This window comes from Dyella acidisoli (assembly GCF_030160295.1).
GTDB lineage: Bacteria > Pseudomonadota > Gammaproteobacteria > Xanthomonadales > Rhodanobacteraceae > Dyella_B > Dyella_B acidisoli.
Genome location: NZ_BSOB01000005.1, coordinates 292,576 through 310,769 on the forward strand (window position 1 = coordinate 292,576; position 18,194 = coordinate 310,769).

Annotated in this window: 2 protein-coding genes; both read right to left on the minus strand. The window is 62.1% G+C overall.

Annotation, left to right across the window (positions count from 1 at the left end):
• Positions 1–228: 228 nt before the first annotated feature.
• Positions 229–16,374 carry a hypothetical protein gene (locus tag QQJ86_RS03160; protein ID WP_284319451.1) on the minus strand — a complete coding sequence of 5,382 codons (16,146 nt, stop codon included), beginning with the start codon at positions 16,372–16,374 and terminating at the stop codon, positions 229–231.
• Positions 16,375–17,066: 692 nt separating this feature from the next.
• Entirely contained in the window at positions 17,067–17,795 is a 729-nt protein-coding gene (locus tag QQJ86_RS03165; protein ID WP_284319452.1) for a response regulator, read from the minus strand.
• Between the last annotated feature and the right edge of the window lie 399 nt (positions 17,796–18,194).

The window sequence follows — 18,194 nt, forward strand, 5'->3', positions numbered from 1 at the left end:
GGCTGCGCCATGTGCGCATCCCCCGCTTTGCCTGACCATGGGTGTCTCTGCGTCTATGGCGTAAGCGGTAGATCGCCGTCGCCATTCCGTTTCAGGCTGTATTTGAGCCTTCTCGGAAGCGGTTACCCATCAGAGGAGTCCTAGACTGGCGCATTAATTGCGCTTTCGACGATCGCCTTCTGTTGCTGTCCATGGCCTGGTTGCGCAAGCCATGGACAGCGTCCGTCACTACAGCGAAGACAGTGTTGGCGAATGCTCCATGCACACGTGCTTGACCTTGCCGTTGTCCTTGTCTTCCGGAATGTCGACACAGTTCTCGGCGCTGCCGGGAAACACACCGAACATGAAGCGCGGCGGCGCGTAGTTGCCGTTGATCGGCAGCGAAGCGTCGAACGTCGAACGGATGAAGGGCACGGCCGTCTGGTCTACAAACCACGTGGTGGGCGTGTCGAACAGCGAGGAGATGTCCACCACGAAACCGCCGCCGTATTGCATCTGCGCAGTTCCCGTTGCAGGCGGCACCATCAAGGTAGGTGTTACGGCGATCTGCGTTGGCACCGGTGATGGCGAGGGGCCTGACGAAGGCGAAGGTGTCGGCACCGGTGTTGGCGTGGGCACAGGTGTCGGATTCGAGCCAATCGGCACCGGTGTCGGCGCCACGGCGGCAAGCGGTGCCTTGTAGAACATGCCGTAGCCACCGCCGTTGTATCCCGGCACATAACTGCTCGACGGATACGCCTGACCCCAGCGGGATGCCGGTGCATTAGGCGTGGTGATGCCACTGATCGTGCCCAATTGCACTTGGTTGTTGGCCGTAGTGCCGTAGCCTTGCGGTGCTTGACCACCCGCCACTGCGTAGATCGCCACTCCCGTGTTCGAGCTGATATCGGCCGTATTGCGGAACCAGCCGGGACCGGGCTTCGAGCCCGACGCCGCATCGGCCACGAACGTGATCGGTCCGTTGGCTGTGACGTTGCTGTGTACGTTCACGTCCACACCACCGACGCCGATCATCGCGCCACCCACATTCACCGGCTGATCGATTTCCAGCGTGCCGTTGGTGGACGGTGCCGCCAGCAGCGAGAGATTGCCGCCGGTGGTGATGCCGTTCTGCGCGATGCCTTGCGCGTTGTTGGCTACTGAAGGCGTCAAGCTGACACTGCCCACCGTGAGCTGGCCGCTGCGCGTGCTCAACGCCATGTCGCCCTTCGTGGTACCCGCCGCGGTCATCGCACCGGCATTGCTTACATAAGCACTACCCTTCGAAGCCGTAACACCCAGCGTATTCACCGCTGTCTGGATCGCGCTGCCGGATGTGCCGATCGAACCTGTGTCAGCCGTGAGCACTGCGCCCGACGCCGACAGCGTGCCCGCGGACTGCGTGATGTTGTTGGCTGCTTCGACGAATGCGTTGCCCGTGGTGCTGAGGTTCGCACCCAGGTTCACGTTACCGCTGGTCGACTTGACGTTGATCTCGCCACCACCGCTGGCCACGTTGGCATTGACCGCCAGATCGCCACCGTTGGCCTGCAGCACCACATTGCCGCTGCCGTTCGCGCTCACGCCGCTTTGCGTGAGACCGGCCGCATTGCCGGCCATCGTCGGTTGCACGCTGATGGATGCCACGGTCAGTGGCCCCTTGACCGTACTTACGTTGACGGTGCCGTTGGAGTGCGTCACCGCACCCAGCGTCAACGCGCCATCGTTCACCGCATAGGCGTTGCCTTGCGCATTCAGACCCAGTGTCTGCACGTTGGTCGCAATGGGAGAACCCGCACCGCCGATGCTGCCTGCATCCGCGGTCAGCACGGCACTGGCGGCATTCACCTTGCCCTTGGTCTGCGTGATGTTGCCCTGCTTGGCTTCGACGAACGCATTGCCGTTCGTTGTGACGTCCGCCGCCAATGTGGCCGCGCCATTCGACAGCAGGTTGATCTCACCCGTATCGGCCGAGTTGTCGACGGCCGTGGACGTGAACATCGTGCCCGTGGCGGTGGTACCCGACAAATTCGAGTTCGTGAGATCGAAGCCCACTTCGTTGATCGTGCCACCCAGCTGCACTGCACCAGTGGTGGATACCGCCGTGCTGCCATTGCCACTTTCGCTGGTCGCCAACACCGGTGTATCGCCCGCAGCGATCGCCGTGGCCGTGTCGTACACCACGGGTGCGTTCGACGCACCGATGCCGGTTGCCGCATTCAACGCCAGCGCCGCTGCCTTGATCCCCGGCGCACCCTTGCTCTGCGTGATCGACCCGTTCTGCGACGTCGCCACCATGCTGTTGGCCACCGTCACTGCACCCAGCTGCAGGTTGCCGCTGGTTGCAATGTTGGCCGCATCGCCGTTGTTGAGCGTGACGGTACCGAACGTGTTACCCGTGTTGTTCAACACGATGCGGCTGCCCTGCCCGCCATTCAGCGCATTGTTGTGCACGTCGTAATTGCTGCCGGCGATGGTGCCCAGCGTGTTGTTCTGCATAACCGATGGCGTATTCGCGCCAGCCACCGCGTTTACCGTCACGTTACCCAGATTGAGCGCGGAGGTCTGCACCAGGTTGTAGTCGGCAGTGGTCTTGGTGAGCGTCACCGGCGCCTTCGCCGTGTTGAGCGTCACCGTGCCCAGCGTATTCGCGCCGCCATTCAACAGAATGGCATTGGTCGCACCACCTACGTTGCTGACCGTGGTGCTGCGCAGATCCACGGTGACATTCTGACCCGCGTTCAAATTCACCGACGACAGATCAAAATCCGGACCGCTGCCGGATGCCACCACGACACCCGTGGTCGCTGCATTGGCATTGGTTGCGCTGTTGGAGCCGCCGGCTGTGACGCTGCCGTTCGGGCCGTAGGTGTTCACACCGTTGTAGTTGCCACCCACGTTCACGGTGCCGTTCACCGTGCCGCCGGTTTCGCCTGTCTCAGTCAAATTGCCGCCGACGGTGGTGGTGCCGGTCTGATCCAGGCTGCCCTGCGTGCTGATGGTGTAATTGCCCGCCACGGACGAGCCGTTCTCGGTCATGCCGGCCGTGCCGTTGGTCAGCGCCGCCGAATTGCCGGTGGTGAAGCGCGTGGTATCCACCGCTAGCGTGGTGTCGTTGATCAGACCGCTGGTCTGCTGCACCAGGCCCGCCGCATTGATCGACAGGTCGTTCGCCGTAACATTGGAGGCCAGTGTCACACCGCCCTTGTTGGTCGACAGCCCCGTCGAACCCAGTCCGGTCATGCCTGAGATCAGATCCACCGTGCCGCCTGTGGCATTGATCGGACCGCTCACCGTGATGCCCGCCGTCGAGCCTACGTCCAGCGTGTTCGCATTCACGCTGCCGCTCACGTTCAACGCACCCAGGTTCTGGATCACCACGTTACCGGTACCGGTGATGTTGGCCGACAGTGTCGACACCTCTGTCGCCAGATCCCCCGTCACGCCCGGACCCGAAGCAACCGTACCGATGCCATTGGCCGCCGCCGCATTCAACGTGTTGCCGATCACCACCGGCGTCGACGCCGCCTCGTTATCGATGATCTGCCCGTTGGTCGCTGTCAGTGCCACCGTGCCCGTTGCACCGGTCGTGGTCTGTGCCACACCGTTATTGAAGGTGATGTTGTTGTCAGCCGTGCCGGTGATCGCCCCACTGCCGCTGGTCACGTTCTGATCGATCAGCAGATTCGAACCGCTACCGCCCGCAACGAGATTCACCGCGCCCGTGCCGTTCGCACTGACCCCGCTCTGCGTGAGACCCATCGCATTGCCGGCGATGGTCGGATTCACGTTGATCGCGCCCACCGTCAGCGTGCCGTCGGTGGTCGCCACGTTTACTGCACCGTTGGACGAAGTCACCGCGCCCAGCGTGAGTGCACCGCTGTTCATCGCATTGACATCGCCCTGCGCGCTCAATCCAAGCGTGCTGACGTTGGTGTTGATCGGGCTGTTTGTCGCGCCGATGCTACCGGCGTTTGCCGTCAGTACCGCATCGTTCGCGCTCAGCAGTCCGCCGGTCTGCACAATGTTGCCACTGATCGACTGGACGAACGCATTGCCCGTGGTGGTGACGTTCGCCGCCAGCGTTGCCGTGCCGCTGGACAACAGGTTGATCTCGCCCGTGGTCGCGGTGTTGTACACCAGCGTCGGCGTCAGCAAGGTGCCAGTGGTGGTGGTGCCCGACAGATTGGAGCTGGTCAGATCGAAGCCCACTTCATTGATCGCGCCGCCCAGCTGTACTGCTCCGGTGGTCGACACCGCCGTGCTGCCGTTGCCGCTTTCGCTGGTGGCGAGCACGGGTGTGTCGCCCGCGGCGATCGCGGTGGCCGTGTCGTAGCGGATGGGCGCATTCGTCGCGCCAATACCGGTGGCCGCGTTCAAGGCCAGCGCCGAGGCCAGGATCGCCGGTGCGCCTGATTTCTGGGTGATTGCGCCGTTTTGCGAATTCGCCACCACGCTGTTGGCCGCCGTGATCGCACCCAATTGCAAGCTGCCGCTGGTGGCGACGTTGGCCGAGTCCGCATTGTTGATGGTGATGCCGGCAAAGGTGTTGGCCGGATTGTTCAGCACGATGCGGCTGCCCTGCCCGCCATTGAGCGTGTTGTCGTGCGTGTTGTAGTTGATGCCGTTGATGGTGCCCAGCGTGTTGTTCTGCATCTGCGTGGGCGTGTTTGCCCCCGCTACGGCATTGACGGTCAGCGCAGTTGTGGTCGGCAGCGCGATCGCTGCGGTCTGCACCAGGTTGTAGTCGTGCAGGCCGGTCGTCACCGTCACTGGCGCATTGGCCGTCGTGATCGTCACCGTGCCCAGTGCGTTGTTGCCGGTGTTGAGCAGTACCGCATCGGTCGCGCCGGTCACCGTTGCGCTGATCGAGCGCAGGTTCACCGTGATGTTGGAAAGCGTCGTGCCCGCCAGGTTCACCGACGACAGGTCGAAGTCGGGGCCTGCGCCATTGGCCGTCACCACGCCAGTCACGGCCGAGTTGTTGTTGACGGCACTGTTCGAACCGGCTGCTGTGATGCTGCCGCCACCGGCAGTGTTGTTCACACCGCTGTAGTTGCCGCCCACTGTCACCGTGCCGTTCACCGTGCCGCCGGTTTCACCGCTTTCAGTGAGATTGCCACCTACCTTGGTTGCGCCAGTCTGGTTGAGCGTGCCTTGCGTGGTGATGCTGTAGTTGCCCGCCACCGTCGAACCTGCTTCGGTCATCGTGGTCGCGTTGTTGGACAGCGTCGCCGAATTGCCCGTGGTATAGCGCGTGGTGTTCACGCGCGTGGTGGTGTCGGTGATGTCGCCGTTGGTCTGCTGCACCAGGCCGGCCGCGTTGATCGACAGCGTGCTTGCGGTCACGTCGTCAGCCAACGTCACGCCACCGGCGTTGTTCGACAACGCGGTGGAACCCAGCGACGTCATGCCAGAGGTGAGATCCACCGTGCCGCCAGTCGCGCTGATCGGGCCACTGACCGTGATCCCCACGGTCGAGCCGACGTTCAAGGTGTTGCTGCCCACACTGCCCTGCACATTCAACGCGCCGCTGTTTTGCACCACCGCGTTGCCCGTGCCGGTGATCACCGCGTCCAAGTTCGACACTTGCGTGGCCAGATCGCCCGCCGAGCCCGGACCACCCGCGCTCGCCGCTGTGCCGATGCCGTTGGCTGCCGTCGCATTCAGGCTGTTGCCGATCACCACCGCCGTGGCGGCCGCTTCATTGTCGATCACCTGACCATTGGTCGCCGTCAGGCTCACGATGCCGGTCGCGCCAGTGCCGGTTTGCGCGACGCCGTTGTTGAAGGTGACGTTGTTATTGGCCGTCACGTTGATCGCGCCGCTACCGCTGGTCACGTTCTGGTCGATCAACACGTTCGAGCCAGCGCCATTCGCGGTGATGTTGGCGTTGCCCGTGCCGTTGGCGCTCACGCCCGAGAGCGTCAGGCCCGCTGCATTGGCGGCAATCGTCGGTGTCAGCGCTACGCTGTTCACCGTGATCGTGCCGTTGGTCGTACTCAGATTCAGGTTGCCGCCATTGGCCGATTCGGCCGCTAGCGTCATCGCTCCGGCGTTGTTGACGAATGCATCGCCCGCACTGTTCACACCCAGCGTGCTTACCGCCGTTTGCACTGTGCCCGCGCCCGTCGCGCCGATCGGGCCGTTGTCGGACGTAAGCACCGCGCCCTTCGCCGTGATCGTACCGGCGGTATAGGTGATGGCCTGGTTGCCTTCGACGAATGCGTTGCCGGTCGTCGTGATGTTCGCGCCCAGGTTCACGTTGCCGGTGGTCGACTTGGCGTTGATCTCGCCGCTGCCACTTACCATCGCGTCGTTGACGTTCAAGTCGCCGCCGTTGGCCTGCGTGCGGATTGTGCCGGTGCCGTTCGCATTGAGACCGGCAAGCGCCGCCCCTACTGCGTTGTTGGCGATGGTCGGCGTCAGCGTCACTGCACCGACGGTCAGGTCGCCTGCGGTGGTCTGCACGTCCAGTGCGCCATTGCTCGTGGTCACGCCCGCCACGGTGGTCGGACCTTGTTCGGTCGCGTATGCGCTGCCGGCCGATTGCAGTGCCAGCTGGCTGGAGTTGAGATTGATGCGGTTGGCTGCGGTGCCGATCGTGGTGCCGGCTGTCAGCACCACGCCCTTGCCGCTCACCGTGCCCGCGCTTTGCGTGATCGCCTTGTTCTGCGCCTGGATGAACACGTTGCCGCCCGTGCTCACGTTCGCGCCCAGCGCCACATTGTTGGTGGCCAGCGCGTTGATTTCGCCGGCAGACGAGCTGACCGCCGCATTCACCAGCAGATCCGCTGCGGAGGTCAACTGCACAGTGCCCTTGCCGTTGGCAGTCACCGCGTTGCTTAGCGTCACGTTACCGCTGGTGTTGGCGATGGTGATGTTGCCGCCGTTGGTGGTCACCGTGTTGCCGGTCGTCACCGGGCCGGCCGCGGTCAGCGTGATGTTGCCCAAGAGACTGCTGTTGCCTAGCGACGCGGTGCTGACCGATGTGCCAGTGGTCGTGGTCGCCGTATTGCACAGGTTCGAGTGCGTGTTGTCGCAGGTGAAGCTGATCGTGTTGACCATGCCGCCCAACTGCACCGCGCCAGTGGTCGACACAAACGTGCTACCCGTCGGCCCCGTCACCGCGGTGGCCAAGATGCCAGGCGCGCCGGTCGCCGACACCACCGTCGCCGTGTCGTAGTTGATCGGATTGGCCGCCGTGCCGATGCCATTGAGCGCGGACAAGTTCAGCGTGCGCGCCTGGATCGCCGTGCCGGTGCCGTTGCTGATCGCACCACCCTGGGATGCCACCGACAGGCCGTTGTTCACCGTGACGTTGTTGACGGTGATGTTGCCGTCGCTCGACACACCTGCCGTGTCGCCGTTGTTGATCGTGATCGCACCGATCGTGTTGCCCGAGGAGGTCAACGCGATACGGCTACCGTTGCCGCCATTCAAGGCGTTGTCGTGCGTGCCGTAGTTGATCCCGTTGATCACGCCCAGGCCGTTGTTTTCCAGGCCCGTTGCCGCACTCGAACCGGCCACGCTGTTGACCGTCAGCGATGCCACGTTCACCGGTGCGGTCTGCACCAGGTTGTAGTCGTTCGTCGCCGTGTTGACTGTTACCTTGCCGCCGGTGGTCAAGGTCACCGTGCCCAGCTCGTTCGCACCGCTGCCGTTGAGCAGGATCGCGTCTTGCGCACCAGTCACCGTGGAGGTCTTGCTGCGCAGATCCACCGTGATGTTGTTGCCGGTGCCCAGGTTTGCCGAGGCAAGATCGAAATCAGGACCGGCGCCGGTAGCCACTACCACGCCCGTCGTGGCGGCATTGGCGTTGGTCCAGCTGTTGGCGCCCGCGGCGGTAATGCTGCCGCCTGGGCCGTAAGTATTCACACCGCTGTAGTTGCCGCCGACTTTCACCGTGCCGTTCACCGTGCCGCCGGTGAAGCCGGTTTCCGTCAAGTTGCCGCCCACCGTTGTGCTGCCGGTCTGATTGAGCGTGCCGCCGGTGCTGATGGTGTAGTTGCCGGTGACGCTCGAGCCGTTCTCGGTCAGTGTCGACGTATCGTTGGTCAACGTCGCCGAGTTGCCCGTGGTGTAGCGGGTTGTGTCTACCTTCAAGCTGCCGTCCTTGATCGAGCCGCCGGTCTGTTGCACCAGACCCGACGAACTGATCGACAGCGCGCCGGTGGTGACATTCGCGCTCAGCGTCACGCCGCCTGCGTTGTTCACCAGGCCGGTTGAGCCCATCGCACCCATGCCCGAGGTCAGATCCACCGTGCCGCCGCTCGCGCTGACCGGGCCGCTCACCGTGATCCCCGCGGTCGAGCCGACGTTCAAGGTGTTGCTGCCCACACTGCCCTGCACGTTCAACGCGCCGCTGTTTTGCACCACCGCGTTGCCCGTGCCAGTGATCACCGCATTCAAGTTCGATACTTGCGTGGCCAGGTCGCCAGTCGAACCCGGACCACCCGCGCTCGCCGCCGTACCAATGCCGCTCGCCGCTGTCGCGTTCAGCGTGTTGCCGATCACCACGGGCGTCGACGCCAGTTCGTTGTCGATCACCTGGCCGTTGGTGGCATTCAAGCTCACGATACCGGTCGCGCCGGTGCCGGTCTGCGCTACACCGTTGTTGAACACCACATTGGTGTTGGCGGTTGCCGTGATCGATCCGCTGCCGCTGGTCACGCTCTGGTCGATCAGCACGTTCGAACCGGTGCCGTTCGCCAGCAGGTTCACGTTGCCGCTGCCATTGGCGGATACACCTACCAGGCTCGCGCCCGCGGCAAGCGGCGTGTTGTTCGGGTTGTTGTCCCAACCTACATCCTGACCGGTGCCGGGCAGAATGCTCGTGGCGACGTTGACGTTGCCCACCGTGATCGTGCCGTTGGTGGTGCTTACGTTGATATTGGCGTTGTTGCTGCTCCGCGCTGCCAGCGTCACCGCGCCTGCGTTGTTCACGAACGCATTGCCACCGTTGGCGATCGCCAGATTGGCGGCATTGGTCTGCACCGCGTTGGTCGCCGTGCCTATGGTGGTGCCCGAGGTCAGCACCACAGACGCGGCGTTGAGCACGCCCGCTCCGCCATAGGTCATCGCCTGGCCCGATTGCGCCAGGATGTTGCCGGTGGTGGTTGCGTTGGCATCCCAGTTGATGTTGGTTGCCGCGTACGCGTTGATCTCACCGCTGCCGCTGCTGAGCGTGCCCGCTGCACCTTGGTTGATGCTACCGCTGCCGCTCAGGCCGGCGGCAAGCACCACGTTGCCGGTGGTGTTGGCGCTTACCGCTGCGTTGACATTGACGTTGTCGTCTGCAGCCAGACGGATGTACCCGCCGTTGGCCGTGGTCATCGCGCTGGTGACGTCGAGCGAACCACTTCCCGCCACCGTGCTCGCGCGCGCGGTGATGTCGATGTTCTTCTGCGAACTCACGCCGCCGCCGATCACCACGCCACCGGAAGCATTGGTGTCCAGCGCGGTCAGATACACGCCCGACTGTGCACCGGTGCCAATCGAGGTCGCGCTCAAGTTGCCGAAGTACACATCCAGCGGATTGGGCGTGGTGCTGCCGTCGCCACCGATCGTGTTGCCGGCATTCAAGGTCAGCAGCCCGCCCGCCGAGAACGCCAGGCTGTTGGAGGTTGGCGTACCGGTGCCGATGCCGATGTCACCGTAGTTGGTGTCTTCTTGCGTATCGACGATGTTGCGGCCTGCGTTCACCGTAATCGTGCCGTTCGGCGTGTACGTGTGTGCTGCCGCCATCACGTCGCTGTTCGCGCCGATCGCGTTCAAGGTGATGCTGTTGCTGCCGGTATCGACAATGCCCACTTCCGACGTGAGGCCTTGCACGTACACGTTGTTGGTGATCGTCGGCGTCAACGTCGTTTGCGGCGTGGTGCCGGCCGGGAAATTGCCGACTGTCAGCGTGTTCTGGCTGTCAGTGATGTTGACGGTGCCATTCGCACTACCGGCTGCGGTCAGCGCCAGCGGACCGGACTGATACACGTACGCGCCGGCACCAGACTGGAACAAAGCCGCGTTGACGTTGGTGTCGATCGCATTACCGGTGCCCGTTGCGCCGATCGCGCCGCTCGCGATCATGGTCAGATCGTTGCCGCTGATCGTGTCTGCGCCCTGTGCACCACCGCCGTGCGTGATACTGCCCTTGTCGGCCTCCATGAAAATGTTGCCGTTAGGCCCGGGAATCTGGGTTGTGATGTTGCTGTTGATCTGGATGTCACCGGCTCCGGTCGTACCGTCTGCATCCAGATTGATTTCGCCAGTGGTGATGCCTGGTGAGTTGTTCACAAGGATCGGTGCGTTGACGATGATGCTGCCACCCACCGTGCCGATGTTGATGCTGCCCGCCAGCGTTGCGCCCGCGCTCTGTACCGTGAGGCCGATGGGATCCAGCGGACTGGTCGTGGTCGAGCCGTACGGCGCCGGCGCCGGCCACACCAGGCCTTTCGGGCCGAAGGTGAAGGCCGCCAGCATGCCGTTGACGAAGCCATTGTTGATCGTAATCGTCTTGCCGTTGGTCACCGACAGCACGCCCGTCGGCGTGTCGCCACCGATCGTCATGCCGTTATAGGTGGCGGTGCTGCTCACGCCGAGCACGCCAGTCGGGTTGTTGGCCGGCGCGATCATCTCGCCGGACAGACCGTTCACACTGGTGCTGATGTTTGCGCCGTTACCCACGATCAGTTGCAGCTGATCGGCATTGATCGTCACGCCTGGCGCGGTCACGATCATGTTGCCTGCGCCCAGGGTGAGATCAGAGCCCGAGCTCGCGCGTGTGAGTGGCCCCAGAACATCCAAGTCGCGGTTGGCCACCAGGCTTACCGGTGCTGTACCCGCCGACGGGTTGATACCACTCGCATCCGTCACAAGGATGTCGCGGTAGCCGGCCACCGCGATGCTGCCACTGGTGGTGCCCAGCTTGAACCACGTGGCCGTCGACGTCGGATTGTTCAAACCTGTGTTGGCAACCGCACTGCTACCCAACCGCAAATCGGCAATATCGCCTGTGATATGCGCCCATTCCGTACTTTGGTATTCGTAGCCGGAGCGGATATCGATGTTGCCGGTGCCACTGGTCAGCGAGATCGGCCCACCTTGCTGCGTCATCCAGGCCTCGGGCGTTCCCATGCTCGAATAGGTACCCAGTACCCCGCTTGGCTGCGTCACCTGGGTATAGAACTGCCCGGACAAGCCCAGACCCTTGCTGCCGGTATTGCCGGTGACGATGGTGCCAATGGGATTGGCCTGCCCGCCGACGTTGGTGACCAATCCGCCATCCACTGTCAGCGCTTGCGGAGCAATACCGCCCACGCTAGTGCTCGTGCCCAGCGAAACATAAGGCATGTTGTATTCGCCGTAGTAACCGCCAGCGGCTACCACGGCATAGTTGTAAATCGCGTAAACCGTGTTGCCTCCGTTGGTCAACACGGTAAATCCACCCGGTACAGCGCCTGGCTGAATCACTGCTTCGCCGGCCGTCAATGCCGTACCCGCCGGCAACGGTGTGCCGGTCAGCGAATAGAACGTGTACCCGGCCGGAACCGTGGTGTTGCTGTTGGCGGTGATGACCGTACCGAACTGCGGCGTGAGCGCGTTGGTGCCACCCACCCATGCGAATACAGCACCCTTGCCATCTGCACCGGCCGTATCGTAACCGCGCGGATCGGTATTGCTGCCCGTGTAAACAGGGTTGATCGCCGCGTAGCCGGCGTAGATGCTGTTGAGATTGGCATCCGCCTGCAAGCTTAGATTGCCCGCGCCGGTGCGGGTGAAATTGGCAGCTACACCGATGTCGCCTTGCGAGCGGATGGTGATGTTGCTGGTGTCAGTGGTGTTGCCCCAGTTGGTGATCTGAATAAGGCCGCGCGAGTTGACCGTCAGGTTGCCGGCCAGCACTTGCAGCAGAGAGAGATTGACGTACTCCTCCTGCAACGTATCGTTGGCGGTGCCAGACGTATCGGCCGAAAGATTGACAACGCTGTTGGTGTTGCCCGCTGTCACGCCATCGGCCAGCACCGACCGGTGCAGCAGGTTCAGATAGAAACCAAAGCTGCGCGACCAGTCATTGCCCGACACCGTCGCTGTCGTGCCTGAATTGAAGCCGAGGATACCCAGCGTGTTGAGACTGTTGGCGTAGATGGCCGTCGCCCAGTAGCCATCGCTCTGGTTGAGGTACAAGTTCGGGTCAATGACGACGTCACCCTCGATCGCTGGCACCGACGTATTCCCAACAGGCGCGATGTCAAGCGAATTGCCACCGCCGCCGCCGATGACGATCGGTAGGTTGTTCGCTGTCTTCACGGTGACATTGCGGAATGCGAAGAGCTGCAAATACGAGTTCATCGGCACGTAATTGATCCCGCCGGTGGTCCAGTCCCATTGCAGATTGGTCAGATCATTGGCGCTGCTTGGATCGTTGCCCTGGTTGTTGACCAGGAGGTAGGAATCGCTGCCACCGGGCTGGAAGGACGCCAGGTTGGTGCGCGCCGCCAGCGTGGCAGGGTCCATGAAGGTCAATTTGCCGTGCTTGACAGCGGTGTCGTAGTTCCAGCCGTTATAGCCCGCGCGCCAATCGACCCCCACGCTGCCGCCAATATTTCCCATCTGAAAATACTGGTTGAACAGGTTGAGGTTGTTGCTGGCGTAAAGGACGGTACTGCCGGTCGTTCCGAAGGGGAATGTTTGGGTAAAGCCGTTCAACACGTTGCCCGACCAGCTCAGCGAAGCAGGCGTCGTCGAGGCGCTTACTGCGTACAGGTTGATGTTGCCGAAGCCCTGGAGATTGATGTTGTTGAATTTGCCTGATGCAGGCGCCTGCATGATGATCGGCTGCCCGCTAACGGGGAAATCATCACTGCTATCGGTAGCACTGGGCGTGGCACCGCCGGTCGCGCCACCGGCGAAATCGATGCGCCCCACTGTGCCCGCGGTGGTGTTATAGCCAAGGCCGGACCAAATTTGCGCATTGTTGATTTGCCATAGCGGTTGCGGGGCCAGCACCTTCAATAGGCCGAAGAGGTCGCTTTGGTTTGTTGCAAAGTCATAACCTGCCGCGATATTTACCGTGTTGGCCACCGCCAGCGTCTGCGTAACAGCATTGATGCCGTAACCCTGCGCCAGAATGATGTTGCCAGTGTCATTCAGAGTCAGATTGCCGGTGCTGTTGACCGCCAGCGTATTCAATACAGCCGTATTACTGCCGTTCTGCAGCAAATCGATGCGCGTATCGTCGAAACCGCGGATGTCCATGTTGCTGAACGTGTTGTCGGTACGCGCCGGGCGTAACTGCACGTTGTTCGCGGGCGTGTCGAACGCCGCGCGTCCCTGGCTCGGCAACTGCGCTTCGGTGGCGGCGACCGATCCCTGCCAGGTCGCCTGCGAGTTGGTCGGAATGGTACCCGCCGTGCTTACGCCCAGGCCGGAGTACATGTAGACGTAATCGCCCTGCAGAATCGTGTCAGGTTGCGTAAACGTGATCAGACCCTGCTGGTTGGTAAAGCCGCCGTTATAAACACCGTTGACGGCCGCCGCACCCAGCACCAGGCTACCGCCGCTCCCCAAGATCAGATTCTGGGACACGGTAATGTTGTTGGCGGAAACCTCGCTAATGTAAGTCGAGGCCAGGATTGGCGTCGTGGGTCCGGCACTGTCCTGCACGACCATGTTCTGGAAGCCTTCCACCTCCAGATAGCCAAACTGTCCATTGGGCGCATCCGGATGGATCAGCACAATCGACGGGTTCCAGGTCGTGCGATCGGATGCTGTGCAGTTGGCCGCCGTGTTGCACCCGCTGGACGCCCAGATGTTCCCGCCCTCCAGCAAGGTGGGGGCGGTTCCTGCGAACTGGACGGCACCTTGGTTGGCAATGGCGTTGTTAAGGACTACCGATGCGGGACCACCACGGCCTGCATCTAGCACGAGCTCGCCGCTCGGTCCGCCGATATACGAATTACCTTGCAGAACGATATTGCCCTGAGAGGTTTCGAACACCAGCGACGCACCGTTCGGTGCGCTTTCATTGACAGGCACCGTCAGCGCGGTGCCACTGGTCACCCCTACACCTGCGTAATAGACGATGCCACCACCCGTGGTGGCCGCGGGATTGAGGGTGATGTCTGGTTTAATGGTGCTGGTGGGGGCATCCCAGCGCTCCACTTCCATCTGCCCGAAGCCGAGTATCCATAGGGCGCTGTTGAACGAATTGTTACCCGCACCATACTCAACGACGACGTTGCTCGGCAGGAAATTCGACACACCGCCAACGCTGCCCGACATCGCCACCACATTGCCGCCCTGCAAGATCACCGGATTGGCGGTACCACTTGCAAAGGTGACCAGGTTAGGACCAAACCCCTGGTTCGTACTTGCATTGCTCAGCAGGCTTGACGCCTGGCCCGTCGAATTCCCCAACCAGCTATAGGGGGCAAACGTATAGGGGCTGACGTTACCCACCACGTACAACGTGCCGTTCGGGCCTGCCGTTAACTGTGGTGTGTTTACAGCGACGCCTTCCCCCGCTTGCAGCCACAAGCTGCCGCCCGTCAGGGTGATGTTGGAGTTGAGTGTCATCACCTTCTGGGACGCCAACGTGAGCGAACCATTGCCGGTGTTGGTAATCGCCGCACCGGAGTTCAACGTCAGGTTGTTGATCGCCTGCAGGGTCAGGGTGTTGTTGCTGGCGTAGGTATACCCCTGCGTGATGGTGATGTTGCCGGTACCACCACCGCCTGTATTGGTGTTGATCGTTACAGCACCGCTACCCAGCGCTGTGACGATGTCCTGCCAGCTGATCTGCGAGGTGTTGGCCGTAAAGGTCGGCCCCGCACCGCCTGGCACCGTCGGTGCGCCGGTAAAGCCGGTGCTGGTACCTGCGCCTGCTGCGTTAATGGTGAGGTCGGAAGGGTCCAGCAATAGCGTGCCGTTCGCGCCGCCAAGGTCGCCGCCGAGCAGGTCGTCCTTGCCACGGTAATTGAGGATGGCATGGCCCGACACTTCGGCATTGCCACCATTGCCGCCACCGCTGCCAGTGGCGGTGATACTGCCGTAGTAGTTGGTCGTGTCGTTCGCCCACACCACCACTTTGCCGCCCGATGCATTGCCCTGCGTGCCGCTGGCATTCAAGGTGACGCCGCTGTCCACAAAGGTGTCGGTGGCATTGGCGATGTCCGTGCCCTGCCCGTGCATGTCGCCACCCACGCGGATCACACCGCCGCTGGCGGTGCCGCTCGCGCTCAATGCGCTGTTGCCCATTAACGCAGTGTGGTGGCCGGTGACGTCGATGTGGCCACCGCTGCCGGACGTACCGGCTGCATTGATCGAGCTATCGCCCGCAGCATACGAACCATTCGCCGTATAGCTGCCGCCCACCATCGCAGTGCCCGCATTCGGATCGGCCGTAAAGACGGCTGTACCACCTTGCGTGCCAGAGACATTGATCTGCGCGTTGCTGGCGTAAACGTTCTGACCGCTCACCTGCACCGTGCCGCCGCTGCCGTCCGCGTTCTGTGCCTGCACCGTGCCGCCGACCTGCACATCGCCGCCACCGCTGGCCACAATCTGCACGCTGCCGTCCGGATTCGCGGCCGTGCCGGTGGCCTGGATCATGCCGCTGGTGTTGATCGCCAGCGCGCCCAGGTTGTCGTTCACCGCTGCCAGCATCACCTTCGCCGCCTGCAGTGTGCCGGCGACGTTGATCGTGCCGTGCTCGCCCGCTTGCGGCTGCACGGTGATGGTGCCGTTGGAGAGCGTGACCTGATCGGCCGCCAACAGGTTGACCTTCGCACCTGCGGTCAACTTCGCTCCGGCATCCACCGCCACCGCCGGCGCCACCAGTGTGATGTCGCCACCGGGCGTGCTGATCGTGCCCAGCACTTCGATCTTGCCGTTGCTGCCGGACAACACCATCGTGCCGCCCTGCATGAAAGCACTGTCGGAGATGTTGCCCGTTGCGGCGACAAAACCACCCTGCACGTTGATCGCGCCGCTCTGCCCGACCAGGATGCCGTTCGGGTTGATCAGGAACACGCGGCCGTTACCTTGCACCAAGCCGTTAATGGTGCTGGGCAATGATCCAACCACGCGATTGAGCGTGGCCGACGTTGCATTCGGTGCCTGGAACGTAACGGACTGGCCGCTGCCGACGCTGAAGTTGTTCCAGTTGATGACGGCGTTGTTGCTGGTCTGGTGGATCAGCGTGTTGCTGCCGTTCGCGCTGATGGTGGCATTGCCTGCCATCACCTGCCCGCCGGTCGGGCCGCCGGCCAGCGCAACGCTGCTATACGCGGCGCCCTGAAGCACGCCCAAGACTGTTGCAATCTGCAAGACCAGCGATTTGACGCGTGGCGTTGCGGAGATCGATCTGCGCGAGTTCGAGCGATGATGTGTCTTCATATGCAGTCCTGCACGGCGTTGTTATGCGAAGTGATGAAGCAAGCGATGGCTATTTGTTCGTGTGTCGTAAGGCGCATCGGTAACGAACGCGCGACGATGCTGTGCGTGGTGCTGGAAGCGGAACGACTGAACCCCTGAACATCCCACTCCCCTTACGACCGAAACGGTCAAGCGTTTTACCGACACGCTCTCTTGAACTGCCAAACTCAAGACGCATGCTGGCAAGCAGCACGTTATTCGTGCTCGTCATGCCTAACCATCAGAGAATTCCTAGCGGATGCTTGGATGCATCAGGGAGAGGACGTAACACCAAAAGACGTGCCGATATCGATCATCGAAACCCAGCGAACGAATGCGCAAAGCACGGACAGTTCGACGCTTCACTCTTTTCTGCGATAAAAAAAATCCCTGACGGCCGGAAGCACTCTGGGGGCGCTTCCGACCGTTGCCGACCTGGTCGTCAGCCATCGCGTCCATGCCATGCGGGAACGTGCGATCGACGCGGCGGCGTATACCACCATGCACCGTATCGATCTGTTGGAGGCAGTCTGACGCGGGGCAGACTGCGTATGAATCAGAGTATTCCTAGCGCATGGGTCGCAGTGAAAGTCACGTCACCATCGAGGCCGTCATTCTCGCGAAAGCGGGAATGACGGCCTTGGGGGAGTCATGCGCAATGCCTGCACCGGAATTCATATCCCATGCGTACGCATGTATTCGAACAACTGACTGTCGCTGTCGATACACAGTTTGCGCATGGCATCGTGCTTCTGCTGACTGATCGTCTTGATGCTGCGGGAAGTCACCCGGGCGATTTCCGTAACCGTCATGCCGCGCGCCAGCATGCGCATGATTTCGGCTTCTCGGGCCGATAGCGCCGAACCGGCCTGATCATCGTGGGCGCGCTGCGTGGCGGTTTCCATCGCCCCTTCCGCCAGCCGCTTGCGCAAATATTCACTGACATAGCTGCGTCCCGAGCGAACCATTTGCACCGCCAATGTCAGCTCTTTGGTCAAGGCGGTTTTCTCGACCACCGCCTGCGCGCCCGCAGTCAGCATTCCTTTGATCAGAGCCGGGTTGTGCGACATCGTGAGCACGATGATTCCCAGCCGGGGATAGCGTTCGCGTAACTGGCCAATCATCCCAAGGCCATCCACCGTTTCGCCATCGACCGGCATGGAAAAGTCGGTAATGACCAGGTCGCAGGCTTGTTCGGTCAAAAACGTAAGCAGATCCGCGCCACTATGTACCTCGCCGATGACCTGGCAATCGGCGCAATGGTTTTGAAGCAGCATACGTAATCCCACCAAGATCACGGGATGATCATCAGCTATGACAACACGCATACACCCCCCAGGCAGGTCTACCAAAAAGCGGCGCCGTCCGGCTGGCAAAACGATGGGAATCCATGCCGCAAACAATGGACCAGCACCTATGCCTCGCTGTGCCGAACAAGAGCGCATCCAACGCTCAAATCAGCACGGGCGCTAGTCTATGACCAGACTGCACGGGTTTGTACAGCCCCGGTTTTCCAGGATGTGACCTAGCTTGCGGGCAGCTATCTGACGCAGATGGCATTTGATCGATCCATATCACTCTAATGGCCGCGAACGACGGCCTAAACGCCTGCTGCTGCGGCAGGGCGTCACATGAGGAACAGGCACCGGCGTCAGGTAAAAAACCAGCTCGGTCAACCCGCGACCAAGTACTACATGCGTAACAGGGGGTCTAAATTTTGGGTCGCAGCGCGCCGGGTCTCACGACCGGGTATCAAGGCGCATCAAGCGGCCGAGCTGGGTTGCTAGAGATTGCTGAAAGCC